23 protein-coding genes and 3 pseudogenes are annotated in these 25,959 nt (G+C 64.2%); 12 read left to right on the forward strand and 14 right to left on the reverse strand.

All coding sequences use genetic code 11. The features are described 5' to 3' along the window. Position 1: 1 nt before the first annotated feature. The 4 genes from E3T34_RS14965 to E3T34_RS14980 are packed head-to-tail and all read right to left on the reverse strand — an operon-like array spanning position 2 to position 5,029. Entirely contained in the window at positions 2-1,576 is a 1,575-nt protein-coding gene (locus E3T34_RS14965) for an ABC transporter ATP-binding protein (protein WP_104102279.1), read from the reverse strand. Then, on the reverse strand, positions 1,573-2,418 hold the full coding sequence (locus E3T34_RS14970; RefSeq protein WP_233191474.1) for an ABC transporter permease: 846 nt from the start codon (positions 2,416-2,418) through the stop codon (positions 1,573-1,575). The genes E3T34_RS14965 and E3T34_RS14970 overlap by 4 nt, the downstream gene beginning before the upstream one ends. After that, a complete protein-coding gene (locus tag E3T34_RS14975) occupies positions 2,415-3,380 on the reverse strand; it encodes an ABC transporter permease (protein ID WP_255409041.1) in 966 nt (321 codons plus the stop codon). Before E3T34_RS14975 ends, E3T34_RS14970 begins: the two co-directional genes overlap by 4 nt. After that, a complete protein-coding gene (locus tag E3T34_RS14980; protein WP_104102282.1) occupies positions 3,377-5,029 on the reverse strand; it encodes an ABC transporter substrate-binding protein in 1,653 nt (550 codons plus the stop codon). The genes E3T34_RS14975 and E3T34_RS14980 overlap by 4 nt, the downstream gene beginning before the upstream one ends. A gap of 137 nt (positions 5,030-5,166) precedes the next feature. Between E3T34_RS14980 and E3T34_RS17010 the strand changes: the two are divergent. Next, positions 5,167-5,286: pseudogene (locus tag E3T34_RS17010) on the forward strand (PLDc N-terminal domain-containing protein); the annotation flags it as partial. Between the two features lie 203 nt (positions 5,287-5,489). Then, a complete protein-coding gene (locus E3T34_RS14990) occupies positions 5,490-6,899 on the forward strand; it encodes a CoA transferase (protein WP_104102287.1) in 1,410 nt (469 codons plus the stop codon). Between the two features lie 160 nt (positions 6,900-7,059). On the opposite strand, the gene E3T34_RS17015 is transcribed toward E3T34_RS14990, so the two are convergent. Then, entirely contained in the window at positions 7,060-7,527 is a 468-nt protein-coding gene (locus E3T34_RS17015; protein WP_369827989.1) for a hypothetical protein, read from the reverse strand. On the opposite strand from E3T34_RS17015, the gene E3T34_RS15005 reads away from it, so the two are divergent. Further along, entirely contained in the window at positions 7,414-7,818 is a 405-nt protein-coding gene (locus E3T34_RS15005) for a heavy metal-responsive transcriptional regulator (RefSeq protein WP_104102293.1), read from the forward strand. The genes E3T34_RS17015 and E3T34_RS15005 overlap by 114 nt on opposite strands. Before the next feature lie 598 nt (positions 7,819-8,416). On the opposite strand, the gene E3T34_RS15010 is transcribed toward E3T34_RS15005, so the two are convergent. Both E3T34_RS15010 and E3T34_RS15015 read right to left on the reverse strand, forming a co-directional pair. Continuing rightward, positions 8,417-8,920: an SRPBCC family protein gene (locus tag E3T34_RS15010; protein WP_104102295.1), complete on the reverse strand. Its 504-nt coding sequence runs from the start codon at positions 8,918-8,920 to the stop codon at positions 8,417-8,419. Positions 8,921-8,942: 22 nt separating this feature from the next. Beyond that, positions 8,943-9,680 (reverse strand): hypothetical protein, encoded by a 738-nt coding sequence (locus E3T34_RS15015; RefSeq protein ID WP_134343436.1) that lies wholly within the window; start codon positions 9,678-9,680, stop codon positions 8,943-8,945. 264 nt (positions 9,681-9,944) lie between these two features. Here E3T34_RS15015 and E3T34_RS17020 point away from each other — a divergent pair. Further along, positions 9,945-10,091, forward strand: a pseudogene (locus E3T34_RS17020) (prolyl aminopeptidase); the annotation flags it as partial. A gap of 192 nt (positions 10,092-10,283) precedes the next feature. On the opposite strand, the gene E3T34_RS15940 reads toward E3T34_RS17020, so the two are convergent. Together E3T34_RS15940 and E3T34_RS15025 are read right to left on the reverse strand one after the other, a co-directional pair. After that, entirely contained in the window at positions 10,284-10,445 is a 162-nt protein-coding gene (locus E3T34_RS15940) for a hypothetical protein (RefSeq protein WP_158250296.1), read from the reverse strand. 243 nt (positions 10,446-10,688) lie between these two features. After that, positions 10,689-11,636 (reverse strand): annotated as a pseudogene (locus E3T34_RS15025) (IS30 family transposase); the annotation flags it as partial. Between E3T34_RS15025 and E3T34_RS15030 the strand changes: the two are divergent. Then, entirely contained in the window at positions 11,626-11,991 is a 366-nt protein-coding gene (locus E3T34_RS15030; RefSeq protein ID WP_166785912.1) for a hypothetical protein, read from the forward strand. The pseudogene E3T34_RS15025 and the gene E3T34_RS15030 overlap by 11 nt on opposite strands. 11 nt (positions 11,992-12,002) lie before the next feature. Then, positions 12,003-12,224, forward strand: coding sequence for a hypothetical protein (locus E3T34_RS15035; protein WP_104102306.1), 222 nt, complete (start codon positions 12,003-12,005; stop codon positions 12,222-12,224). 33 nt (positions 12,225-12,257) lie between these two features. Here E3T34_RS15035 and E3T34_RS15040 read toward each other — a convergent pair whose 3' ends face one another. Continuing rightward, positions 12,258-14,036: a molybdopterin-dependent oxidoreductase gene (locus E3T34_RS15040; RefSeq protein WP_198411557.1), complete on the reverse strand. Its 1,779-nt coding sequence runs from the start codon at positions 14,034-14,036 to the stop codon at positions 12,258-12,260. Continuing rightward, a complete protein-coding gene (locus E3T34_RS17025; RefSeq protein WP_104102311.1) occupies positions 14,033-14,500 on the reverse strand; it encodes a GNAT family N-acetyltransferase in 468 nt (155 codons plus the stop codon). The genes E3T34_RS15040 and E3T34_RS17025 overlap by 4 nt, the downstream gene beginning before the upstream one ends. 135 nt (positions 14,501-14,635) lie before the next feature. Here E3T34_RS17025 and E3T34_RS15050 point away from each other — a divergent pair, with 135 nt between their 5' ends. Beyond that, a complete protein-coding gene (locus E3T34_RS15050; RefSeq protein ID WP_134343440.1) occupies positions 14,636-15,103 on the forward strand; it encodes an SRPBCC family protein in 468 nt (155 codons plus the stop codon). 674 nt (positions 15,104-15,777) lie between these two features. Here E3T34_RS15050 and E3T34_RS15055 read toward each other — a convergent pair. Both E3T34_RS15055 and E3T34_RS15060 read right to left on the reverse strand, forming a co-directional pair. Then, positions 15,778-17,202: an alpha-amylase family protein gene (locus tag E3T34_RS15055; protein WP_241976852.1), complete on the reverse strand. Its 1,425-nt coding sequence runs from the start codon at positions 17,200-17,202 to the stop codon at positions 15,778-15,780. Between the two features lie 596 nt (positions 17,203-17,798). After that, complete coding sequence (locus E3T34_RS15060; RefSeq protein WP_104102319.1) at positions 17,799-18,485, reverse strand: sulfite exporter TauE/SafE family protein; 687 nt, start codon at positions 18,483-18,485, stop codon at positions 17,799-17,801. A gap of 31 nt (positions 18,486-18,516) precedes the next feature. On the opposite strand from E3T34_RS15060, the gene E3T34_RS15065 reads away from it, so the two are divergent. After that, complete coding sequence (locus E3T34_RS15065; protein WP_134343460.1) at positions 18,517-19,134, forward strand: recombinase family protein; 618 nt, start codon at positions 18,517-18,519, stop codon at positions 19,132-19,134. A gap of 556 nt (positions 19,135-19,690) precedes the next feature. Here E3T34_RS15065 and E3T34_RS15070 read toward each other — a convergent pair. Further along, positions 19,691-21,286 (reverse strand): CBM35 domain-containing protein, encoded by a 1,596-nt coding sequence (locus tag E3T34_RS15070; protein WP_241976850.1) that lies wholly within the window; start codon positions 21,284-21,286, stop codon positions 19,691-19,693. Between the two features lie 316 nt (positions 21,287-21,602). Here E3T34_RS15070 and E3T34_RS15075 point away from each other — a divergent pair, with 316 nt between their 5' ends. The 4 genes from E3T34_RS15075 to E3T34_RS15090 all read left to right on the forward strand — a co-directional run bounded on the left by E3T34_RS15075 (position 21,603) and on the right by E3T34_RS15090 (position 25,912). Continuing rightward, positions 21,603-22,646 carry a LacI family DNA-binding transcriptional regulator gene (locus tag E3T34_RS15075; RefSeq protein WP_134343443.1) on the forward strand — a complete coding sequence of 348 codons (1,044 nt, stop codon included), beginning with the start codon at positions 21,603-21,605 and terminating at the stop codon, positions 22,644-22,646. A 91-nt stretch (positions 22,647-22,737) separates the two neighbouring features. After that, positions 22,738-24,057 carry an ABC transporter substrate-binding protein gene (locus E3T34_RS15080; RefSeq protein WP_241976848.1) on the forward strand — a complete coding sequence of 440 codons (1,320 nt, stop codon included), beginning with the start codon at positions 22,738-22,740 and terminating at the stop codon, positions 24,055-24,057. Positions 24,058-24,068: 11 nt separating this feature from the next. Next, positions 24,069-25,022: a carbohydrate ABC transporter permease gene (locus E3T34_RS15085; RefSeq protein ID WP_134343444.1), complete on the forward strand. Its 954-nt coding sequence runs from the start codon at positions 24,069-24,071 to the stop codon at positions 25,020-25,022. Continuing rightward, entirely contained in the window at positions 25,019-25,912 is an 894-nt protein-coding gene (locus E3T34_RS15090) for a carbohydrate ABC transporter permease (RefSeq protein ID WP_134343445.1), read from the forward strand. Before E3T34_RS15085 ends, E3T34_RS15090 begins: the two co-directional genes overlap by 4 nt. The last annotated feature ends 47 nt before the right edge of the window (positions 25,913-25,959 follow it).

The raw sequence follows: 25,959 nt of genomic DNA on the forward strand, positions 1-25,959 counted from the left end.
ACTAAGCCGTGGCGTGCGCGGCGAGCAGTTCTCGGGTGAACGGATGCTGCGGCGCAAGAAATAGCGCCGCAGCCGGTCCCTGCTCCACGACAACGCCATCCTTCATCACGAGGATGTCGTGGCTGAGCGCGCGTACCACTGCGAGGTCGTGCGAGATGAACACCATCGCCAGCCCCGTCGTCTCCTGCAAGGATGCCAGCAGCTTGAGCACCTGGGCCTGAATAGACGCGTCCAGCGCCGACACCGGCTCGTCACAGACCAAGATACTCGGCTGCCGGGCCAGCGCCCTGGCGATCGCCACGCGCTGGCGCTGCCCGCCGGAGAGCTGGTGCGCCCGCCGCCCCAGCAGGGAATCGTTCAGTGCCACCAGCTCGAGTAGCTCGATCGCCCGCGCCCGGCGTTCGCGCCGTCGACGCCGCCCGAGCCGGGTGCCATCCAGAGCGATTGCCTCCGACAGGATCTGCAGTACTGTCGCCCGCGGGTCGAAGGCACTCAGGGAGTCCTGGTGGATGATCTGGATGCCGCCGCGTCGGGCCCGCCGCGTCGATTCCGGCACTCGGCTCCAGGGCTCACCGTGCATCAGAACATCGCCGCGGTCCGGGGTTTCCGTGCCCAGCAGCATCCGTGCCACCGTGCTCTTGCCCGACCCCGACTCGCCCACGATGCCCACGGTGTGGCCGGCACGCAGCTCGAACGAGACCCCGTTCACAGCGTGTAGCTGCGCGGCCGCCTGGCCGTAGGTCTTGGCGAGGTCCCGCGCGGCGAGCACCACGGGGCCGGTGTTCGGCGGGGCCGGCGGTCGGCTCTGCGACGCCGCCGCCAGAAGCTCGCGAGTATACGGATGCTGCGGCGCGGCGAACAGGTCGGCCGCAGGCTGCAACTCGACGAACCGCCCGTCTTTCATCACGGCGATGTCGTCGGCGAGCTGGCGGATAATCGTAAGGTCGTGGCTGATCAGCAGCAGCGCGAGGCCCGACTCCTTCAGCTGGCGCAGCAGGACCACAATCTGGGCCTGAACGGTCACGTCGAGGGCTGTAGTGGGTTCGTCAGCGATCAGCACGGCCGGCGAAGCCGCGAGGGCCGAGGCGATGAGTGCGCGCTGGCGCAGGCCACCAGAAAGTTCGTGCGGGTAGTGACGCACGCGCATGGCGGGCTCTGGTATGGCCACCTGATCGAGCAGCTGCAGCACCCGGCCGGCACGGTCGGCGCGGCCGAGTGTGGGTTCGTGCACCTCGAGGGGTTCGGCCACCTCGGCGCCCACCCGGCGCAGCGGGTCAAGGGAGACGAGGGCGTCCTGGCTCACGAGGCCAACGCGGGCACCGCGCAGGCGTCGCCAAGCCGGCTCGGTCAGGTCTCGAGCGTCAACTCCGGCCACGGTCAGTTCCTCGGCGGTGACCCGTGCGCCCTCCGGGGTGAGTCCGATCAGGCTGCGGCCGGTCACCGTCTTACCGGCACCGGACTCCCCCACTATGCCGAGGCATTGCCCGGCGGCAATGCTGAACGAGACGCCGTCGACCACGGCGGTCGCCGAGCCCGGCAGAACCACGCGCAGGTTGCGCACCGTGATGACGCTCATCGCTGCCGCCGCGCGCTTCGGGCCTGCAGGTGTCGGCCTAGAATGCTTGTCGACACCACGGTGGCGGTGATCACGAGCCCGGGGAACACGGCGATCCACCAGGCGCTGGCGAGAAAATTGCGGCCTTCCGAGAGGATGAGTCCCCACTCCGGCGTTGGCGGCTTCGGCCCGAGGCCGAGGAAGCTCAGGCCGGCTGCGGCAGTGATGGCGGTGCCGACTCCCATGGTGGCCATGACCAGCAGCGGGCCGAGGGTGTTGGGTAGCACGTGGCGCAGCACGGTCACCGCGGGCGACACACCAAGCGTGCGCGCGGCCTCCACGTAGCCGGCGCGCTTGACCACGAGGGTTTGCACCCGGGCGACGCGCGCGTATGAGGGGATCACCGCGAGGGCCACGGCCACGAGCAGGCTCGCCTCCCCCGGGCCGATGATTGCGATCACGATCAGGGCCAGCAGAAACTCCGGGAAGGCCATCACGATCTCGATGGCGCGGCTCAGCACACCGTCGCCGAGGCTGCGCATAAGCCCAGCGAATGAGCCGATCACGAGCCCCACGACCAGAGCGATCAGCGTGGCACCGAAGCCAATGGCGAGCGAGTACCGCGAACCGTAGATCACCCGTGCGAACACGTCGCGGCCAGTCTGGTCCGTTCCAAACGGATGCCCGGGGCCGGGCGCCAGCAGCGCCTCACCGATGTCGGTGCGCAGGGGGTCAGCGGCGGTGAACACCCCGGGCAGAAGGGCCGACACCACGAGGAGCACGAGGAACCCGGCGGCGGCCCAGAGTGCCGGGGCGGGCATCCGCTTGACTCGACGTGACCGGACGGCGACGAGGACGCTCATGCGTAGGCCTGCTTAGTCTCCAGGCGCGGGTCGATGCGGTCGGCGACAAGGTCGACGAGCAGGTTGATCACGGAGAAGGCCACCGCGGCGAGCACGATAATGCCGAGCACCACGGGTACGTCCCGGTCAACGATGGCGTTGAGGGCTACGCGGCCAAGCCCTGGGCGGGCAAAGACGGTCTCGACCAGCACCGACCCGCCGAGCAGCGAGCCGACCATATACCCAGTGAGCGTGATGCTGCTGGCGGCGGCGTGGCGCAGGGTGTGGCGCACGACGAGCCGGGTGTGGCTGGCACCACGGGCACGCACGGTGTCGACGAAGGGCAGCGCTGCTGCGTCATCGAGGCCCTGCCGCAGCACCTGGCTGATGATGCCGGCCACCGGGATGGCGAGGGTCGCTGCTGGCAGGAGGAGAGCGCCGAACCCCACCGTGGCGACGACCGGAAACCAGCCAAGCCCGAAGCCGAAGACGCTAATCAGCACGAGACCGATCCAAAACGTGGGCGACGACACGGCAACGAGTTCGAGCAGGCCGGCCAGCGGTGCTGTGCGCCGGCCGCGCCCGATCAATGCCGACCCGAGCGCGAGCAGGAGCGCGAACACAACGGCGAGGGCCATCAGCTGCACGGTGGGCACGAGTTGCTGGCCGATCACGTCGGCGACGGGTTGCTGCCTGCGGTACGACGTTCCGAGGTCGCCCTGCACGAGGCGGCCGAGGTAGCCGAGGTATTGCACGAGAAGCGGGTCGGCGAGGCCCCAGTCTTCGCGGATCTGGTCGCGTACCTGTGTCGAGACGTTGCCGAGCCCGATGAGCACGTTCACCGGGTCGCCCGGGATCAGCCGCAATGCGAAGAATCCCAGCGTGGCGGCGCCCCACACCACAAGCACCATGCCGCCGAGCCGACCGAGCAGGCGAGCGCCCGGTCGGCCAGCGCCGCGTGCGTGCCCGTGGCGTTCGATCACGGAGCGGTCGTGAGGGACGCCTCGTAAAAGAGCGGCTGCCCGTACAGGTCGAAGCTCAGGTTCTCGATGGTCTTGCTGTATGCGGTGATCGCGGTGGGCACGGTGATCGGAACCATGGCGACGTGGGTAGCGTTCCACTGCTGTAGCTGCTGGTAGAGGGACTCGCGTTCGGCCGGGTCGCTCGTGGCGATGGCGTTGTCGAGAAGCGTGTCAACGACCGGATCGGCGGTGGATGAGCCGTTCTTGTAGCCGCCGCTGTGCAGGTGGGCGCGCAACACGTCGGCGTCGACACTGGGAAAACTCCAGTCTGATAGGTCGTAATTACGCTGGTCGAATGCTTCGTAGTACTGGGCGATTTCACGGTTGTCGCGCACAATTTCAAAGCCGATTTCGCGCAGGTCCGACTGCACGACGTCTCCGAAGCTCGCGTTGGCATCGGAGACAGGGTTATAGGCGAGCCACTGCGCGCTGAGTCGGGCTCCGTCTTTCATGCGGTAGCCCTCGGAGTCGCGCTCGGTCCAGCCGGCCGCGTTGAGCAGGGCATTAGCCTGATCGGGGTCGAAGGCCCAGCTGTCTTCGAGGCTCGGATCGTAGGAGTTCGGGGTGGCCGGGGAGAGGATACTCCACGCGCGTTCCGCCTGCCCCTGGTAGATGCTCTCCACGGCCGGACCGATGTCGACTCCGAGGGCAAAGGCGCGGCGCACATTCTCGTCGGCGAAGACGCCGTGCGCCTCGTTGAGGAACAGGGTGTACGGCAGGCCCGGCATGGTCACGTTTTCGATAGTGAACTCGTCACCGATCTGTCCCACGGCGTTCGGGGTGATGTCGCTGGCGATCTGTGCTTCACCGCTCGTGAGTGCGCCGGTGCGAACCGACGATTCGGGCAGGATGCGGAACTCGAGCGTGTCGATGGCCGGCGCGCCCCGGTGGGTGCTGCCATCCGGTGCCCAGTTATAGTTTTCGTTCGCGGTGAAGACGATGCTCTGGTCTGGCGTGTACTCGCTCAACACGTACGGGCCGGTGCCCACCGAGATGCCGGGGCCGCCGGCGGGCAGCTGGGCTGCGTTCTCACGCAGCGCCGCGGGCGAGTAGAAGCCGAGCTTGGCGGTGCTCACGGCCTGCAAGAACGGGGCGTAGGGCTGGCTGAAGTCGACCCGCACGGTGTACTCGTCAACGACCTCGGTGCCCGCGTAGAAGCCACCGGTTTCGGCGTACCCGATGAGGCTGGCGGCATCCGCTGACGCCGTTTCGGGAGCGACCACGTGCTCGAAGTTGGCCTTGACGGCCTCGGCGTTGAAAGGCTCGCCATCGTGGAAGGTGACGTCATCGCGCAGGTCGAAGGTGTACTGCAGGCCGTCGTCGGAGATCTGCCACGACGTGGCGAGCCACGGCACGAAGGAGCCGTCGGCCTTCTGATAGACGAGCGAATCGAAGGAATTGCGCATCACGAGGGCGGTGGCTTGGAAGGCCGATGAGTGAATGTCCATCTTGCCGCCGCTGAGCGTGCCACCGTTGATGGCGTAGGTCAGGGTAGTGGAGTCGGCCGCGGTGTTCTGGGCGGTGGCACTGCACCCCGTAACCACAGCGACGGTGGCGATAATGGCAGCTGCGGCGCGCAGCCAGGATGTTGTATGGGCGCGAGAGCGCATAAATGGGGTCTCTTTCTCAGGTGCGGATCAAACTAGCAACTAATTGACTCCGCCCATCAAACGTACCTTGCCCGTGGAGCAGGCCGGCCGGAACGAGTGACCGCGTAAACCGCCTTGCGCGAACCCGCGACCAGTCCGAGGTGGAGAAAGTCCTCTGGATGATCGCCGTCGTATTCGCGCCTCTACTCGGCGCGCTCGTTTGGTATTTAGCCGGGCCACACCCATTCGGCCTTCGACTCACACGCCAGGTTCGATAGACCTCGACCTTCATTTCCCTTTGCGGAAGGGGTTCCTTGGCTGGCCTATCGCCGGCTCTCCCCCCGTTTTGATTCCGTCCCGTGATTGCTCGGCCCCTCATGACATCAATTGCACTCCGTGACATGGGGATAAAGTGGGAATCACCGATGGTCGCCTGGTTTCACGCCCACGTGTGCACGGTCGAGGGCGTGGGAGGCAACCGATGGGCACCTTCCTCAGCACGTTTCTCTCCGATTCCGCGGAACTTCCGGAGCTAGCCGATCGTGTTCGTTTGTCCGGGCCGGTGCCGCTTTCGTCGCCTTTGCCTGTCGGGGATCTTGCCGCGGACAGCATCGCAGCGACCAAGCTGATGGCCTCGTTACTGCACCTTGTCCGTTCGGAAGTGCGGGATCCGAAGGCGGATGAAGTTCCGCGGGTGGGCTCTGCGCCGCAACTGGTCGCCGGCGCCTTCCGGAGTGACCAACTATTTCGGTGGAACGGGGACCCCGCGCCAGCGTGGGCGCCCCTGTCCGGATTCTTCGCCTCGAGCGACGGTTGGGTTCGCACTCACGCCAACTATCCCCATCACGAAGCGGCTTTGCGCTCACTACTGAGATTGGATGGCTCCGCCACCACCGAGGCTGTCGCTCGCGCAATTTCGCGCCGCAGCGCCCTCGATCTGGAGGATGAAGCATCAGATTCTGGTGCGGTGATCAGCGCGGTTCGCAGCCCGAGCAGTTGGAGAGGACATCCTCAAGCCCAATCCCTGAAAGCAGCTCCCTTCATCAGCCTGGTGCAGCAGGCAGGAGACTCGGGCCTCCATAGCCTGGGGTCGGCCGACAGACACGCGCCCCTGGAGGGCGTTCGGGTGCTCGACTTGACCCGCGTCATAGCCGGGCCGGTGGCCACTCGCAGCCTCGCGTTCTTCGGGGCAGATGTCCTTCGCATCGACAATCCTGGCATGCCGGAACTCCCCTGGCAGTACCTCGACACCGGGCAAGGGAAGCGTTCCGCGCTCCTTGATCTCGGCTACAAACCGGATCGAGACCGCCTCGAACAGCTACTGACGGAAGCCGACGTTGTTGTCTCGGGATACAGACCGAACAGCCTCAACCAATTCGGCCTCTCGCCGGTCGAACTCCACAACCGCCATCCAGGGCTCGTTATCGGCCGGGTGAGCGCGTGGGGGCAAAGCGGACCTTGGGCCGAGCGCCGAGGATTCGACAGCATCGTCCAAGCAGCCAGCGGCATCGCCCAGATTCACGCAGACGGCACCGGCAGGCCAGGAGCTTTGCCGGCCCAAGCACTGGATCACTCCGCCGGGTACCTACTTGCCGCCGGGATCATGTCAGCACTTCGACGTCGCCACCTCGACGGGCACGGGTGGACCGTCGACATTTCACTGGCCCGGGTCGCTCACGAGCTACTCGCCCAGCCTCATTCCCCGCAGACCGAAGCCGGCCCATATGAGATCCAAACCGTGAACGCGGAAACGTTAGAAGGGACCGTCACCTGTGCCGCACCCGCGATCAGCATTAGCGGCGGTCCGAATCGCTACAGGTGGATCGGCAGCCAGTGGGGAGCGGACCAGCCGGAATGGGCCGAGTCACGATCCGCCAGCGGCGAGCGATAAGTCCCACCCGGAAGGTGCGCCATCGGCAAGTGCAGCATGGCGAAAGCCGCCCGCTGAAGGTTAGTGTCGCGCCATCCCTGTGCAGCGCACCTGTTGGCTGCTGTGGTGCCGGCCATTTCGGCACCGATCACGAACAGGTCGTATTCCTTACTTATGCCGCTCATGCTGTAGTGATCGCATCGCGCAGTTGCTCCAGTGTTGGGGCGCCGGCTAGTCCCGTGGGGGTCTTGTAGATGCGGCAGGCCAGCCCGACCGACGCCGATAGGTCGGGAAAAAGGTCTGTTCCGTCCATCAGCATGCTCGGAGATCCCCGAAAACCGATTGTCTCTGCGTCTTCCAGATTCTCGACCAACCGCCGGGTCACAACGATGCCGGGGCATGCAGCCGCGATCAACGCCAGCCGCTCAGCAGCGATTTTCCAGTTCGGGCACCCATCGAAGTACTGCAACGTAATATCCATGCCTTCACCGTAAACGTTGCACCGCAGTGCAAGGTCAAGTGGTGAAATGGGAATATGCAGATTAGAGACCTGGCCATCGCGAGCGGCGTAACCGCACAGACGATCCGGTTTTATGAGCGGCGCAGCCTGTTGGATCACGCCGAACGTGGGGGGAACGGTTACCGCCACTACAACGAAGCGGCCCTATCGCGCCTGCGGTTCATTCGGTCTGCCCAGACGGCTGGTCTGACATTGGCCGAAATTGGCGGCATCATCACTGTTAGAGAAGCTGGCGAGGTGCCGTGCGAACACGTCTCCAACCTCCTCTTGAAAAGACTTGCGGATGTGCACCGCCGCCAACAAGAACTCGTACTCCTTGAAACAGAGCTGCAACACATCATCGACGCGAGCCAGCATCTCGACCCAGGCGATTGCGAAGCGGGCGGTGTCTGCCACGTCATCACCCACGCTCACCAGTAGCGCGCAACGTTCACCCATGCCATGAAGCGATGCGAATTCACCGCCATCTAGCGCTGCCATTCACACAAAAGAACCGAATCTGTCACCTATGCGGCCACTGATTCCAATTCCCGCAAAGACTGCCGCTCCTTCGAACCCTCATCGGCGGATGACCGCAGGACGACGTGCCTCAGGGCACGCGCCCACCTGGCGCAGCGGGATTTGTGGAAGTACCTACCGATCCTCCGTGACGGATCGAAGCACGAATGACTAGCGGAAGTGTGCGCTGGGCCGGCCCGCCCGGTGGGGCATCTGCTCCTGTCCCGAGTTGCAGGATTGCCAGGGACGAAACGTGAGCGTTGAAGGCAAGACCGCATGGGGACGGCCGAGCCACACCAGTACCTGACCGCGCGCATCGCCGCTGCTGTCGGCACCGAACTGAGCATCCATGGGCGCCACACTCTGCCCACGGTAACGATTGGCATCGCATTGTTTACGGAACACTCGACAATAGCCAGCCTGGTGCGCGACACCGATTCCGACCTGTTCCACGCCAAGCGATCCGGTCGCGGTCATTGGCAGCTCTACAACGACACGATGCGCTCCGAGAGCGGCCCGGTCAAGACTGGGCTTTCGCCCCTACGTCGATGGAGACCTCGGCGATCCGCTTGATCGCTGCGAGGGTTTTCGGTATGCCACCGAGGGCCTGCTGGGTGCGGTCGGTGATCTGAGCGTGCGCCTTTTCGCCGAACTTCTCCTCGAACATGGCGATCCCGTCCGGCAGGAACTCCCAGGACTCGGTGAGCATCGTCCCGGTCTCCGCGGCGGTGAAGCTGAAGCCCCAGCGCACGAAGCTGCCGCCCACCACCCAGGCGAACTCACGTCCGTGCTCTGCCGTCACCACCTCGGACCGGGTCTGCCAGGTCCGGTGTGGGAGCTCGTTGTGCCCGGTGAACCAGGCACCGACCCGACCGGCCTCGGCCTCGTCATCCCACCAGCATGACGTACAGACCGGGCTCCACTCTCCGGTGCGGGTGATGTCGGAGAGTAGGTCATAGAGAAACGCGGCCGACGCCTCGACGATGATGGACTCCTGGTGGCTGAGGGTGCTCGTCTCATTCATGCATTTACCCTAATGGAGGGGGTCATTTCTGCTGCCGCCGGCTGCCGCCGTGCCAGTCTTCTTGCTTTCCGACCGTGTCCGCGTCGACTCCGAACGCGGCCAGCTGTGGCTGCTCGCGCAGGCTGCGCTTGAGTTCGGCAAAACCCGGGAAGCGGGCCAGCCCGACCACGTGGTCCCACAACTCGACCGCCGAGTCCTCGTGTGGCAGCCGGCTGATCACCGGCCCGAAGAAGGCCGCACCGGCGGGCGGCTCGAAGTGGATGATGGGCGTGCCCACGTCTTTTCCCGTCAGCGAGAGTGCCTCGTCCGTCTCCTGCTGGATCTCGATGTCCCATGACTCGTCGTCGAGAGCTTCCGCCAGCTCGGGCGGTAGGCCCGCCTCGGCGAGGATCGGCTCCGCAAACTCACGCGTCCCGCGGAGCTCACGCACCTCACCCTCGGTCCGATGGTTGTCCGGGCCGGGGGCGGTGTCGAAGATGTGGGTCCCGAAGGCGGCGTATAGCGGCGCCATCGCCTCGCGGCCGTGCTCCGCTCGCGCGCGGGCGGCTACCCGCAGGAGCCTGAGTCCGGCGGTGTGTCCAGCTTCGTACTCGGGAGGGAAGTGCGTGTCGTAGTCGACCTGGGCATTGATCAGGCGTAACGAGATGAACCGCCAGTCCACGGTGTAGTCGCGTTGCTCCTGCACCTGCCGCACCCACTTGCTCGTCATCCAGGCGAAGGGGCAGACCGGGTCGAAGTAGAAGTTGATGTCAGCGTCCATGCGTCCACCCTAGGTCAGTGCCGCAAGCACGACCGAGATCGATTTGGCGAGGTGGACTCGATGGGTGCCTCGGGATGACGTATCGCTCAGAGTCGCATTCATTACCTTGGTGCTTACACGGTAAGTGACACGCGCTCCTCCACTTCTGGGCATGTCGTGCGAACGATCGCTGCCGAACGCCACAAACACTTAGCGTCGGGTATTTGAATAGGCCACAAGCCACCCTCGGTTCTCCACCGTTCCGAGCTGTGACTCTGGGGCGGATCCTGGGGCTGCACACTGGCCCTCACCTATGCCGAGTGCTACCCGCAGCACGTGCGCACCCTAGTCCTGGTCTCCGTCACCATGACCCAGCGCAGCGACGTGCGCTGGCTCCGCCACGAGACCGGCCGCTACCTGCCCGAGAAATGACAGCGCTTCCACGAGGGAGTCCCCGCCTCCGAGCGCGACGGTGACCGCGTCGCCGCCTACGACCGCCTACTCAACCACAGCGACGACGCCACAGTGATACGCAGCGCAGCGCTGGTGCGACTGGGGAGACGCCGCCGTCTCGCTCGAACCCGGCTCGGCACCCAGCCCTCGCTTCACCGACCCACATTCCAGCTACAGTTCGCCCGCATCGTGACGCACTACTTCACGCACGGGGCCCGGCTCGAGGAAGACCAACTGCTGCGTAATGATGACCGTCTCGCCGGAATCCCCGGCGTCTTGCTCCACGGCCAGCTCGACCTCGGCGGGCCCGTCGACGTGCCCAGGTGCTGGCACAGGCCGGACCAGATGTAACCCTCCACGTGATCCGTGCAAGTGAACACCAGTGCAACAACGAGACGACCGAGCGTTACGGAGATCCCATGCACCGCAGGAGATGAGGCCGGAACACTAAGCGGGCGGTCTTGAAGCGGTTCGCATCCAAGGTCGCTCTGATCGCTGGATATTTTCACTTAGGAGTGAACCACTCCTGCGCGATCCGGTGTGTCACTTAACCTAGGCGCCTCATATCGGGCGGATTCAAGTGGTGTCTGCAACACCGGTTTGATTGGTTGGGTTCGAGGTTAGCGTGGCGAGGACCTCTGCGGGCGTTCGGTAGCCGTGGCGTTTGCGGGGCCGGCGGTTGAGTTCCGCAGCGACGTTCTCGAGGATCCCGGGCCCGTGAAAGGACAGGTCTGTGCCTTTTGGAAAGTACTCGCGCAAGAGCCCGTTGGTGTTCTCGTTGCTGCCACGCTGCCAGGGCGAGTGCGGATCGCAGAAATAGATCGGCATCCCGGTCGCCATCGTGATTTCCTGGTGTCGAGACATCTCCGCTCCCTGATCCCAGGTGGTCGAACGGCGCAGCTGTTCGGGGAGGGTGTTCATTGCCACGATCATCGCGTCGGCCACGGTGCGAGCGGTGTGATCCCCGGGCAAATGCAGCAGCATCACGTATCCCGTAGTCCGTTCGAGAAGGGTTCCGATCGCGGACTTCGACGAGGTCGAGCCGATGATCAGGTCGCCCTCCCAATGCCCGGGAACGGCGCGGTCCTCGATCTCCGGCGGCCGGTCGGAGATCATCACCATCTCCCGGAACCTCTGCGGCCGCGGACCCTCCGACCGCTGCGGGCGCCGTGTGACACGCCCTGACCGCAACGCGGTGGCAACTTCCAAGCGCAACGATCCGCGGCCCTGCACGTAGAGGGCCTGGTGGATCGTCTCGTGTGACACCTGCATCTCCGGATTCTCCGGATGCTTGACTTTCAGTCGGCCCGCGACCTGTTCCGGGCTGAACCGATCGGTGAGCATCGTGGCGACTTGTTCCCGTAACGCTAATCCGTCCAGCTTCCGGGCTCTTGGCCGCCGAGCCCGTGCCCAGGTCTGCTCCTGCGCGAGCGAGGGCACGTAGCGGCCGGCAACCTGGTTTCTGGCCACTTCCCGGCTGATCGTTGACGGCGCCCGGCCCAGTGCCGCTGCGATGCGGCGCACCAGCCTCACCCGCGCTGACGACGATCTGCACCGGCAGTTCTCCGTCAAGCGGGTTCATGGTCTGAAGACCCCCGAGGGGGAGGTGTCCAACCTGCTACACAGCAGCCTCCAAATCGGTGATGAGGTGGTGCTGAGTGCTCGGTTCGGCGATGTGGTCCCGGAGTTCACCGGCCGGCCGGTGGTTCTCGCCAGCGCTGGAATCGGCGTCACGCCCATGGCGGGCATGCTCTCCCACCTTGTGATGACCGGCAGCCAACGAAAGGTGGCTTTTCTCCACGCTGGCAACTCAGCAAACACCTTTGCCTTGCGTAACCAAATCAGGGCAGACTTGGCAAATTTCCCGACGCATCCCTGATCACCTGGTATGTGGAACCCACGAAATCCACGCAGACTATCGACGGCGAACTCGCCGGATTCATGGACGTCAGCACCATCGAACTGCCCACGGACGCCGAATACTACCTGTGCGGCCCGCTGGTCTTCATGCAATCCGTCCGCAGCGCGCTAATCGCCCGCGGCGTACCCGCAAAAGACATCCAATACGAAGTCTTCGGCCCCGACCTGTGGCTAGCCGACTTCCAATCGTAAGTTGTTCCAACCTGTCGGTCAGTGCGTGGGATGTCAGATGGATTGCCGATAGCCGAAGAACTCATGGTCGTTGTCGTACCCACCCAGACCACCGCCGACCTCGGAGAAGTCTTCGACGAATTCGATGCCCTTAATCCACTTGACCAGCTTGAAACCGAGCTGCACCTCGTTGCGCAACCGCAGCGGAGCACCGTGACCGAACGACAGCGTTTCATCATTCATGTCATAGGCCAGCATGGTCAGTTTGTAACTCATCTGCTCGATCGGTTGAGCGTCGTAGTAAATCCCACCATCAGAACCGACCGCAAAGGAGTAAAAAATCACCCACTTCGCTTCCGGCTTCGGCTTCGCGATGTCAAGAATGGTCTGCATTGAGACGCCGCCCCACTTCGCAACACCCGACCAGCCCTGAATGCAAAAGTGCTGCGTGATTTGCTCGTGGTGTGACAGCGCCCGTAATTGCTCAAGGTCCAACTCCACCGGATTATCAACGAGCCCACCGATTTGCAGCTTGTAATCCGTGAAGGTGCCAGCTTGGAGCTTCTTGTACTCCTCCGATTCCGGGAACTTACCGTTATGCCAGAAATAGGGAGAGATATCTTTCTCCGTGTACTGACCCGGCTTCGAATCGATGTGCTCGAACAACCGCTGCGCGGGACCGATCAGCGCATACCCCACCTTCTGCACCACACGCGGATGCCGGTACGTGAACGGTGTCGCCGCCACCCAGCCGACGATGATGACCACCATCGAGGCGGCGAAGATCAAAAACCCGACCCAGGAGCTGTCGTCCCGTGACGCGTACATGTGGTTGAGGTTGCGGAGGGCGCCGGTGGTCAGCACGAGGGTCACGTGGATGATGATGAACATGACGAACCAGGCGAGCACCAAGAAATGGAGTGATCGTGCGACCTGGATACTGAAGACCGAACTGATGGTCCGGAATTTGGTCGACAACGCCGGTGACATCCCGAGCCCGGTGATGAGAGCGGCCGGAGCGGCGATGAACACGGTGATGAAGTAGGCGATCAGTTGCAGACCGTTGTAGTTGACCCAGCCGTTTTCCGTCGGCCAGTCCAGCGACAGATATTGGATTGCGACCGAAATGGAATGCGGGATGACGTCCCAACTCATGGGGACCAAGCGCATCCACTGGCCGGTGACGAAGATCAGAACGTAGAACACGATTCCGTTGAGTAACCACAACGTGTCAACGCCGAGGTGCCACCAGCGGGCGAGCCCGATGGAGTGACGACGCCCTGGCAAGCCGACGCCGTCCGGCAAGGTGATCGAATCCTGCTTCGACGTATACAGCGGATCACTCGGCACCGGCTTCTGCATACGCAACCAGTCTTTACCCGGTGTGGAGTGTCTGGACCAGTACAAACGCGGGTGATCGGCGATGATTGTGACGCCGGAGCGGATGATGAAGATCATCAGAAAAGCATTCAGGAAGTGCTGCCAGCCCAGCCATGCAGGGAAACCCACCGGCGCGTTCTCCGGAAGCTCAGACTCGCCCGGATACTGTTGAATGAAATCCTGCACGGCAGGGAGCTCGCGTATCCCCTTCGCTACCGCGATGCCGATGACCAGGAGCACCAAGCCGATCGGAATCAACCACAACAGGTTGAACCACTTGCTCTTACCAATTCGCACCCGCGGAGCGACACCGTACTGTGCTGGGAGACCGCCTGCCCAGTGTTCGTCGACCGCGGTGTAGTGCGTGCTGTCAAGCTCCGAACGGAAGCTTCGCATCCCCCCCGGCCCACGATCGGGGGCGGGAACATTCTGATCTTCCAGTCCGGACATCATGTCGTGAGCTTAGCAACCGCTAAAATGCCAGCACCAGATTGACGGGATCTCGCAACCGAGTCACTTTGTGCTCGGACGGCAACGACCGCAGCAATGGCGATTTCCGTCGCGAAACCTCGCCCCCACGTCGCCGGGGAGAGACGGTACCCGAGGTTCCAGACGGGCGCTGGAGTCATGTTCACTCCACCCGTACCGACGAACGTGCCAGCTCTCAGCGCATCATCCGATCCCCGGTCGCCCACACGAACAGCCCATTGACCAATGCCATGTTCTCGCCGGCTCTTGATGGCGTCGTCGACGATCCTTCTGGACTGCTCTCGAGTGTTGTGACGACCCACGGGCAAGTGCCGCCACGTGTCGGGATCGCTGAAGACGCCAAAAACTGATTCGAGATCGTCAGGAGACAGAGGTGAGAATGCAAGGCGAACATCTGGCGCTAAATCTAAATTCGTCATCAAGACCATTGTTCCCAATCTCGGCGACACTGAGCTGCGGGCTGTCCGCAGGCCGGACCTCGACGGACGCAGATTTGGCGCCAAGTCACCGAGGTCCTGAAGTTTCGGGGGAGTGGCGGTTGGGAACGACCTAGGCTAGCGAGCATGACGGTCGAACAGGTTGAGCAAGGACCGCGCCAAGTCGCGCGCACTGTCGAGGTGCCGGCTTCGGCCGACGACGTCTTCGCGTTGGTGGCTGATCCGCACCGTCACGGTGAGCTGGACGGCTCGGGCACCGTCCGCGACACAGTGTCGGGTCCGCGGCGGCTCAGCCAGGGCGCACAATTCTCGGTAGCGATGAAGCAGCACGGACTCCGGTATCGCATCACCAGCACGGTGACGCGCTTCGAGGACGGTCGGCTTGTGGAATGGAGTAGCCCAGCGGGCCACCGGTGGCGCTGGGAACTCACGCCGCTCACGCCCACGTCGACGCGCGTCACTGAGACGTTCGACTACAGCACCGTCCCAGCCGTGCAGGGCAAGGTCTTTGAGTTGCTCGGCTTTCCTCGGCAGAACGCCGCCGGTATCGAAGCCACCCTGCGCCAACTTGCGCTGCGCTACGCCCGCGCTTGACGTGACGGTGCTCGCGTCCTGACTGGACGCCAAGGCCCCCGTGTGCACGGGCGTACGCCTCGCCAGATGCTGCCAGCGGTGCGGTCGGGAGGGCGCAGCGACAGGGCCGCTGGGGAGACAGCAGCACACGACGAGCTACTCCCACCCGCTGGAGTACGCAAACGAGCCGCCAGAGCCACGACGCCTTCCTTCCACGTGGCACCTTCGGCACTCGTCGTTGCGGTGATCGTTGATGTTGCGAGACGTTGATCCACAGCGAGAGGGCTTGGAGGCACGAGGGTTCACTGTCGTCGGCCAATCTTGGAGTGCTCGGCTTGAACTGGCGGATCCGCCAAATCTGTCGAACTTCCGCCTGGCGCTCTCGCGAGTTCAGGCTGCCGGACTCAGCGTTTCCGAATTGACTGTGACCTCCTCGGCCGATCTGTATGAGCTGGAAAAGACAAACAACGCCGACTACCCATTCACGTCAGCCACCCCGCACGTGCTGTTGGATGCCGATGCCACTCAAGACCTCTGGAACCGGGGTTTTCGCGTGTTTGGCGTGTACGACCGCGACGAACTGGTCTGGGCGACCCTCAACGCACATCGCGATCGCCACGTTGAGACGGAATGCACGTCGGTGTTGGCCAGTCATCGAGGCCGCGGAAGCCCTAGCTATGGCGTTGGCTATCCACTTACGTGCGGGCTCCGGCGTGCAGGGCGATCGAGTCGCCGGCGCCCACGGTAGCGGTGAAGGTTCCGTCAGCGGCGACGAAGTAGCTTGGGCCCGAGCAGGAGCCGCCCGCGCCGGGGTCGCCGTGCTGGACGTCGCAGTAGCTTCCTGCGGGCAGGGAGGTCTTGAACGTCTGGCTGATCGCGCCACCCTCGTGGTTGATCACGACGAAGCCCCCACTCCCCCGACCGAAGGCGATCGCGTTGTTGCCGTTAGACCACCAGTTCGTCACCGAGGTGCCCGTCACGGTATTGCGGAAGGCGACCATGTTCGCGATCTGCCGCCAAGCGTGCTGGCACTTCCAGCCGTCGCTGTAGCAGGCGTTGACCGTGCCGCCAGTCGGCGGGCCGGCATCCGTGTTGCTGAATTCATAGCCCGAGTACACGTTCGGCGAGCCGTAGGGCCAGGCCAGCATGAAGATGTTCGCGAGCGTGTAAGTGTTGCCGTCCTTGTAGCTGAGGGTCGAGCCGTTGCGCTCGGTGTCCCAGTTGTCCACGAAGACCCGCGCCTTGTTACTCGCGAGGTAGCCCCAGGACTCGCCCCATGTGTTCAGGTAGGCGATCTTGTCGCTGGTGAACATGCGTTTGAGGTCGAAGGCCCCACGGAATTCGTCGACATCGCCGGTCGAGGTGTATTCGCCCGGCTGGACCGCCTCGTTCCCGCCGGCGATGACCTCCTGCGCCCAGTAGACGCTCGAGTTGGTCAGCTTTGCTTTGATGGCGGAGAGGTCGGCCGCGGCCATGTGCTTGGCGCCGTCGATCCGGAAACCATCGACGCCGAGGGCGCTGAGGTGGTTGAGGTACGCCGCGATGGTGGACTGCACGTAGGTGCTCGCCGTGTCGAGATCGGCGAGGCCGACGAGCTCGCAGTTCTGCACGTTGGAGCGGTCGCTGTAGTTGGTGATCGGGGTCCGGCAGGAGTGGAAGTCCTGGTTCTGGTAGTAGCCCGGGTAGTCGTACTTGCTGTAGACGGTGCCCCCCGTGCCCGTGCCGGAACCCGCACTCATATGGTTGATCACCGCGTCGGCCACGACCTTGACACCGGCGGTGTGGCAGGTGCTGACCATGCTCGAAAAGGCGGCCTCGTTGCCGAGTCGCCCGGCGATCTTGTAGCTGACCGGCTGGTAGGAGGTCCACCACTGCGAGCCCTGGATGTGCTCCTGGGCCGGCGAGACCTCGACGAATCCATACCCCTTGGGACCGAGGGTATCCGTGCAGGCCCGGGCGACCGATGCGAAGGACCACTCGAAGAGCGTCGCCGTGACGTCCTTGGCACCCGGCGGACTCGCATCCGCCCGGGGCGTTGTCACTCCTACATCGAGGCTCAGGGTCAGGACTAGGGCCAGGCCGGCCACCGCTGCAAACAACGGACGGGTTGATCTGCGCACGATGAAACTCCTTGTCGCGCGCGCCAGCGGACCACGCCGACGCGCTCCATTGGGAACGGGCGATTGCGAGTGGGCCGCGGAAGCGGAACTCGGTAAACGAGGTACTACACCCTCGGGTCACGCTACTGCAAGCGCTTGCAATAGTGCAAGCGCATGCCGAGTTACTGTGCGCCAGCCACCTAATACTCGCCCGAGGGCTGGTGGAATCCTTCCGGAACGCCGGCGAGGCGTGCTCTCACCCTCGTCGGAAGTCGCCCGAAAGACGAGTCCGGAGGCGATGAAGCCGAAAGGCCGACCAGACAAGGACGGATTCCAGCGCTTCATCTATCCCACACCCGGCACCTACATGGCCATTGACCGCGCCAACGGGAAGCGAGTGAAACCCCAGGCCCCAGCGAGCATCACCATTCCGCAGGATGCTGGAGCACCCGCCGCGAGGAATCAGGGCCCGCGACGCTCTCTCGCCACGCCCTCCTTCTTCCCGCCAAATCGTGGTCAGCATCAGGCGGTCGCAGGAAAGACGTTCCGGTGCCGATCACAGCGATTGGGCGGATCATGTCGTTGACGTTCGGGGATCGTGGCTTTCGTCGGTCGTTCTAAAGAGTCAACACGCCCTGGACCACTGTTGCTAGGGAGCCGATACCCGCGATGGCCAGGACCGCCTTTTTCGCGACCGACTCGTTGATGGTTGAACTGAGGAGGTTTCCGATCACGAGACCTGCCACCGCGGCTCCCACCGCGACCGCCCATCCTGCCGTCGGGAGGTCAGGCACTCCCCGTGCGAGCAGCGACAGAACGTTCAGACCTGCGAAGTAAAGCTGGACGGTGGCCAGATACTCTTTGTACTCCCAGTTGGTGGAGTTGGCATAGATGGCGATTGGCGGCCCGCCCACGACTGCGGTCACGTTCATGAATCCGGACAGGGCGCCGGCGATTCCGGTGCCCCGCGCTCCTACGAAGAGCTTGCTTTTGCGCAGGAATACCGTCGCGGCCAGAGCAGCGAGCGTCACGCCGCCGATGAGGATACCGAGCCAGCTGGCCGGCAGCGACTTTGCGATCAGGGTCCCGGGGACGATCCCGATCGCGGAAGTCACCAGCAACAGGGCCGCCACACGGATGTTCACGTCGGACCACAGCGTGATCGCACTAACTAGACATTCGCCGCAACATGCGAAAACACGATCGCGGCCAGTACGATGAGCTGACTGGTTAGCTGGATCGTAGTACGTCGGCGAGGAGCTGGGCTGGCGTCCAACTCTTCCGGCTCGCGCCGGGGTCAACATAACGAGGCCTATGGGGGCGCCGTCGGTGCTGATGAGGTGCAGTGAGGCCCCGGAGCCAGCGGCTGAACTTCAGCTGGATGCGCTGGCCGCCGCCGGGGTGCAGAAGCGAGATGTGTTCGCTGATATCCCGTCCGGGAGTGAGACCGCGATTGAGCGGCCGGGGATGACGAAGTTGCTCGAGTATGCCGATCCTGATGACACTGTCATGGTGTGGCGGGTGGATCGCTTGGGACGATCGTTGATCGATGTCCTGAATACGGTCACTCTGCTGCGCGAGCGCGGCGTGAATGTGCGGTCCATTTCGGACGGCATCGACCCAGCCACCACCAGACGGCTCATGCTGAACATGCTGGCCACTTTCGCCGAATACGAACGGGAACTCATCGTCGAGCGCGTCACCTCTGGCATCGCCGCCGCCCGTCAATCCGGCACCCGCTTCGGCCGGCCCCTCTCAGACCCAGCCGTCATCGCCGACAAACTCGTGATCGCAACCGCCGCTCGAGCGAAGGGGCGCACCACTGAAGACGCGGCCCACCTCGTGGGCTGGAGCCGAGCGACTCTCTACCGCCACCAACAAGCCTCCTCGTCCCGCGAGAGCGGCTTAATCTCAAGGACGAGCCGCTCTATTCGCACCGTGACCTTGTTGTGAACTTATTGCCCGGTTTGAAGTAGGCCTCGTAAACTGGTCATGTGGACGACTCTCGAAGTTGCCGCCACGTCACACCTACGGGTTGGACGCGGTAGCTGACGGGGTGCCCTCTGTGGAATTCGACACACGCGCAACGATATGGCGCTCAGCGGCGCAGAGTAGCCGACGTATAAGGTGACCGCGATCGTGGATGTTCCGCCGCACGTCCCGTGCCTCAGCATGTGCCTGAGCGACCGGCTTCCGCAGGTTTTCTGCCGAGCAGATCGGCTTCGTCGTCTGGCCGTGACACCCCGCCACAGTGAGAGGCAGTCCTTCAAACGATCAAGCACACGAACCGATCGCTCGCAAACCTCTCTCGGGTATTTTTGGGCACGTCCGAGTCGTATCACCAGAAAGCGGCAGGAAATCAGGGACGGCTGTCTGGCCCCACCCCGATGGGTGGGGCCGACGACCCTGGGTTTCACAGCCCGCCTTTCTGAACATTTTTCGTGGCCGTTGGCTCGAGCAGGACGTCGGCCTGATCTTAGGTACCCGTTCGCGTCAACGGAGTCAGGAACTACGGCTGGTAGAGCTGAATTTGGTCCAGCTCGGCGAAGCCAGTGCCCTTTGTGAAGGTGATCGTGTTGGTGCCGGCCACCAGAGCGATCGTTTTCTGCGCCCAGCCGAAGCGACCCCAGTTGGGCGTGGCCGGGTACGCCACCGACGAGAGCGCTCCTCCGTTCACACTGACGGTGTGCGTGCTCGCGGCACCCGTGCCGTTGTCGTAGCGCACGTTCATTGTGTAGTTTCCGGCGGTCGCCACCTGCACCGTGAATTTCACGATGCTGGTGGCGTTGTTGATGTTGCCAACCTTGGAGCCGCCCTTAGCATCCGGCTGTGTGACAAGGCTGGTGTCGGTGAGCGACGCCAACTCGGCCTCGTACTGTTGGGCGTTGATCGGGATGGACCCGACCCGGACGTCGTTATACGTAGTCGTCAGGTTCTCGACGTTGGTCGCCTGGTAAAGCGTCTTGGCATCGGCGCTGCTATCGAAGCCCTGTGCGAAGCCGCTGAACGTTCCTCCCTCGGTGTCCGCAGAGTCGTAGGTCACTGCGTACGGCAATTGCTCCCAGGACCCGCTGCCCAGGTTGCGATTGACGACAAAGTTCTGGCCTCCGCTGATGTTGCCCGACGCATCGAGCGCCCATTTCGACGAGACCACGATCATACCGTTGGCGGTGCCAGCCGTCGGCACCCAACGTACCTCGGGGGACGAACCGATGCCGCGCCCATTCGCGAGCACGATCTTGGTACCGATGCTCGTCTCCGGTGACCAGGTCAAACCATCCGGCGACGTCTTGAAATACACCGGAGCTGTGTTGTTCTGCTGGCTCGGGCGGTTAACCACTTCGAAGGTGGCCAGGTAGCGACCATCGGGCAGCCGCGTCACAGTGATCATGCCGGGGCGATCACTCGAATTGGTCGGCGCCGAAACGTTCACCACCCCGCCCCAGGTGAGGCCGCCGTCGGTCGACCGGCGGTAGCTCACCGCCTGCAAAACGTTGTTGGCCTTCTGCCGCTCGTCGGAGAAGTAGGTGACCAGACCCCCGTTGGCGTCGACAGCGACGGATGGCTCCCAAACCGTCGAGGTGGTGGAGGTCGGGCTCGGGTCGTACGTGGCCGGCCCTCCGGTGTCAACGGTACTCACGAACGACCAGGTCACCCCGTGGTCGAGGCTCTTGTACATCACCAGGCGGCTGCTCGAGCGATCGGTGGGCATGATCATGCCCGACAGGAGCAGGGTTCCGGCCGGCATCGTGCCCAGCTGAACCGGTGTTTCGTACAGCGACGGCTGGGAGGTACGGGTGAGAGACGGGAACTGCGTGCTCGGCTTGACGGCCGCGATGCGGGTCCAAGAGGTTCCGTTGTTAGTGCTGCGATAGATCGGGTAGACCTGTACCCCGTTCTCCAGAACGAGTTGGTCGAAGGTGACCAGTTGGGTCCCGTTCGAGGTGCCGCTGTTCTTGAGAACGATCATCTTGGAATAGGTCGTGCCGGCCGCACGGCCGCCTTCGGGGTTGAACGAGGTGCCCGCCGCCGGGGAATAGACCAGCGCGCCGTTACCCGTGGTCACCGCCACCGCCGGGGTGGCTGACACGAGCGCAGCGACCATGGCTACGGCCAGGGTAGATGCAGTGGCCCACCGCCGGAAACGGCGGGGTGGTCGTGGAGTGCTGGCTAACGACGTTGTCATCATGTGGTCTTTCTCTGGAGGATTGCAGGCTCGCCCGCCTGATTTACATCGTTGTAAACCAGCGAGGCCAAACGTAGATCACCGCCACGGCCGGTGTCAAGGGTTCCGTTCTAACACGGAGCTGCCGTCGCTCCCGCACGAGCAAGCCCCGGTGAGGTACCGTCGAGGTGATATCCGGAACACAGCACGCGTGGGGAATGGGGCAACGGTGAGAGGCAACGGTTCGCCCGCGACAATGCAGGATGTCGCCCGCCTCGCCGGGGTCTCGGTCAAGACCGTCTCTAACGTGCTGTCAGGCTACGAGCACGTGAGCACCCGCATGCACGACCGGGTCATGAGCGCCGTAACCGAGCTGGACTACGAGATCAACATCTCTGCCCGCAACCTGCGGTCGGGGCGCACCAAGGTGATTGGGCTCGCCGTGCCCGACCTGAGCCAGGCGTACTTCGCTGAACTAGCGGATGCCGTCATCCGCGCCGCGAAGGCCCACGACTACACCGTGCTCATAGAGCAGACCAGCAGTGACGACGACGAGATCGCCACGGTCGCCGCGATGCGCCGCCACGCGATCGACGGCCTCATCTTCAGCCCTATCGCGCTCGGCCCCGGTGACGTCAGCGGCCTGTCCGTCGACTTCCCGGTGGTGGTCTTGGGCGACTGGGTCGAGGGCAGCCCCGCTGATCACGTCACACTGCCCAATACCGCCGCCATCCGCACGGCCACGGAGCACCTGCTCGACCTGGGCCGCAGCCGGATCGCCGTGGTCGGGGCGCATCCAGAAGGGCCCGTGGGCACCAGCGCGCTGCGATTCAACGGCTACGCGGAAGCGCTCGCGGCTCGAGGCCTCGGCATCTCTCCCGAGCTGGTCGCCGACGTGCCACTCTGGCACCGCTCCGATGGAGCGGCGGCCGTGACCCAACTTCTGGCCGCCGGCACCCGGTTCGACGGGCTGGTCTGCTTCAACGATGCCCTCGCCCTCGGCGCCATGAGCGCCCTGCAGCGGGCGGGCCTGCGGGTTCCCGAGGACGTTGCCGTGGTTGGCTTCGACGATATCGAAGACGCGCGCTTCTCCACCCCCGCCCTCACCACCATCTCCCCCGGCCGCGAAGAACTCGCCCGCCTGGCCGTGGACCGCGTACTCGCCCGCATCGCAGTGGGCGACGACGCTTCGGAGTCGGTGCATGTGGAGGTCGGCTACTCGCTCAAGGTGCGCGCGTCCACGATTCCCATCCCCGCGAGGCTTATCCCAACCACCGTGAAGACCCAGCTCCACGACTGACGGGGCCGCTTCGCGGTCTGGGACAAGAAGGTGTTGACAGCACCCAGGCGATGGCGTACCTTCAAATTTACATCGATGTAAATTGCATCGAGTGTCCACTTCCAAGAGCTTCCCGACAGCGCCGTGGGAAGCAGATAGCAGGTACCCAGTGAAGAAGCTGATGGCCGCCTTTGCGGTCTCCGCCGTCGTCGTTTCCGGTTTGTCCGGCTGCGCCGCCATCCCCGCCGCCAGCGACGGCCCCGTCGCGCTGACCTTCTGGCACGGTTACACCGAGGCCGACGGCGACGTGCTCAACGGCATCGTCGAGGACTTCAATGCGTCGCAGGACGAGGTCAAGGTCACCACCCAGACCAAGACCTGGGCCGTCATCGACGACACCCTCCTCACGGCGCTCTCCTCTGGTGAAGGCCCCCAGATTGTCGCCATGCCGGCGGAGCGCCTGCCGGTCTACGCGTCCAAGAAGGCGCTCGTCAACCTCGATGACTTCTATGCCGATGACACGAGCAACACCGCCGAGCTGAACACTGAGGCCGTCGCGATGGAAACCGTCGACGGCTCCAAGTACGGCGTCCCCACCGGTTTCGTTCCGCTGTCGGTCTTCTACGACAAGGACAAGCTGGCCGCAGCCGGCGTCACGACCTTCCCGACCACCTGGGACGACTGGGTCGTCGCGGCAAAGGCCACCACGATCGATGCCGACGGTGACGGCACTCCCGAGCAGTACGGCCTGGCCCTGCCCGACCACGGCACCGTCGGCAACGGCGTCTGGGCGAGCCTCTTCGAGGGCGGTGGCGGCTCGATCACGAACGACGATGGCACGAAGGCCACAGTGGACTCGGCCGCCAATATCGACACGCTCACCTACTGGGCGGATGCCGTTCAGAAGGATGCGATCTCGCCGACCGGGCTCGACGGCATCGATGCCGACGCCCTCTTCACCTCGGGCAAGGCCGTCATGCACATCGGCGGCCCCTGGATGACGGGCCTCGCCACCGACGCCGGCATCAACTACGGCATCGCAGCTATCCCGGCCGGCCCCGAGGCCCAAGCCGCGTCGGCGATCGGCGTCTCGATGGCCGTCACCGAGCAGGCGACCGAGGCCGAGCAGGCCGCCGCGGAGAAGTTCCTGGCCTACTTCAACGAGAAGGATGTCGCCACCCTCTGGTCGCTCGGATCCGGCTGGCCCGCGCTGCGCACCGATGTGACCTCGGAAGATGTCAGCGCAAACGCCACCGTCGCCGCCCTCACCGAATTCTCCGACACCAGCCGCGCTCTCCTGCCCGGCGTCGTCAACAGCACCGACGTGCTCACCGCCGTGGACGAAGCCACCCAGAAGGCTCTCGCCGGCGGCGACCCCGCCGAACTGCTCACCGCCGCGCAGGCCGCGGTGCAGCAGGCTCTGGACAACTGAACCGGAACCCGATGACGACTCCAACTGTGCAGCGCCGCCGACCCTGGCGGCCTCCAGGCCAGCTCGGCGGCCGACGACCGCTCAACGACGGCTTCCGCCGGCGGGCCGTCGTCGTCGGGTTCCTGGCCCCTGGCTTGATCATCCTCACGGCCTTTGTGGGCTGGCCGATGCTCTCGGCCCTCCGTCTCTCCTTCACCGACGCGAGCGGCTTCGGGCAGGAAACCTGGGTCGGTCTCGCCAATTACTCGCGGGTCTTCACCGATTCGAGCATCCTGCAGTCGATCGGAAACACCGCTCTGTATGCCCTGTTGTTCACTCCGGTGGCCCTGGTGGTTGCACTGGTGCTGGCCCTCGCGATAAACAGCCCGCAGCTGCCCTTCCGCGGGTTCTTCCGAACCACGCTGTTCCTGCCGTTCATCGTGTCACTCGCCGTGGCAGCGTTCGCCTGGTCGTACCTGCTCGACCCGCAGATCGGCCTGCTGAATTACTGGCTGCAAGCCGTGGGCATCCGCATCGGCAACGTTCTGGAGGATCCGGCGCTGGCCATGCCCACCGTGGTGCTCGTGGCCGTGTGGAAGAGTTTCGGCTTCTACATGGTGATCTTTCTGGCCGGCCTGCAAGACATCCCCAAGAGTTTGTACGAAGCAGCCTCGCTCGACGGTGCAAACGGATGGCGCCGATTCACCAATGTGACCTTCCCGATGCTCAGCAACACGATGGCGTTCGTGGTGGTGATCGCCTTGATCGCCGCACTGCAGGCTTTCGATCAGATCTATGTGCTCACCGGAGGCGGGCCCTACCGGAGCACGCAAACCATCGTGATGGAGATCTACCAGTCCGGGTTCAAGGACCTCGAACTCGGGTTCGCCTCCGCACTGTCATATGTGTTGCTGGTGGCCACGCTCCTGCTGAGCCTCGTACAGTTCCTGTTCTTCGGTCGGCGTGGAGGGGACACCAGCTCATGACCAGCACCCTCAGCCGCCCGGCACTCAACGCCCCGGCATCCACCTCCCGCACCGTCCGCCGGCGGCCTCCTCGAGTCAGCCTCACGCGAGCCCTCTATTTCGTCGGTTTCTTGGTCGTGACGGCGGCGATCATGCTGCCTGTGATCATCATCGTGTTGACGGCGTTCAAGCCGGCCTCCGAGGTCAACGCCTTTCCACCCACGCTCGCGCCGGCCGAGTGGACGCTCGACAACTTTCGGGCGATCTTCTCCGAACTGCCCTTCGCGCGGCTGATCGGCAACAGCTTCATCTTCGCTGGCGGGGTCACCCTGTTTGCTTTGGTGTTCGACTCGCTCGCGGCCTACGCGTTGGCTCGCCTCGATTTTCGGGGCAGCAAGGTGCTGCTGATCGTCATCATCGCCAGCCTAATGATCCCGTTCCAGGCCACGCTCATCCCGATCTACCAGCTAGTCTCCGACCTCGGCTGGGTTAACACCTTCGCCGGGCTGATCCTGCCGCGGGCAGCGGATGCCTTCGGTATCTTCTTCCTCCGGCAGTTCTTCCTCTCCCTCCCCCGCGACCTCGACAACGCCGCCCGCATCGACGGCGCCTCCGAGTTCCGCGTGTTCAGGAGCGTGGTGCTGCCCAACGCCATTCCGGCGCTGATGACCCTGGGCATCTTCACTTTCGTCAACAACTGGAACGACCTGCTCTGGCCGTTGGTGTTCACCACCGAAACGGACCACGGCACGATCACCTCTGGCCTGACCCTGTTGACCGGTCCCGGCGGCATCGTTCCGCAGGGTGTGATGATGGCCGGCGCACTCATCGCCGTGCTGCCGCTGGCGATCCTCTTCCTCTTGGTGCAGCGGCGCTTCATTGAGAGCGTCGCGAGCAGCGGCCTGAAATAGCCCACGCCGCCGCCCACTCCCACTCACCATCAGCACCGAAACGAGCA

Origin of the sequence: Cryobacterium sp. TMT1-62, assembly GCF_004403145.1 — a bacterium.
Taxonomy (GTDB): domain Bacteria; phylum Actinomycetota; class Actinomycetes; order Actinomycetales; family Microbacteriaceae; genus Cryobacterium; species Cryobacterium sandaracinum.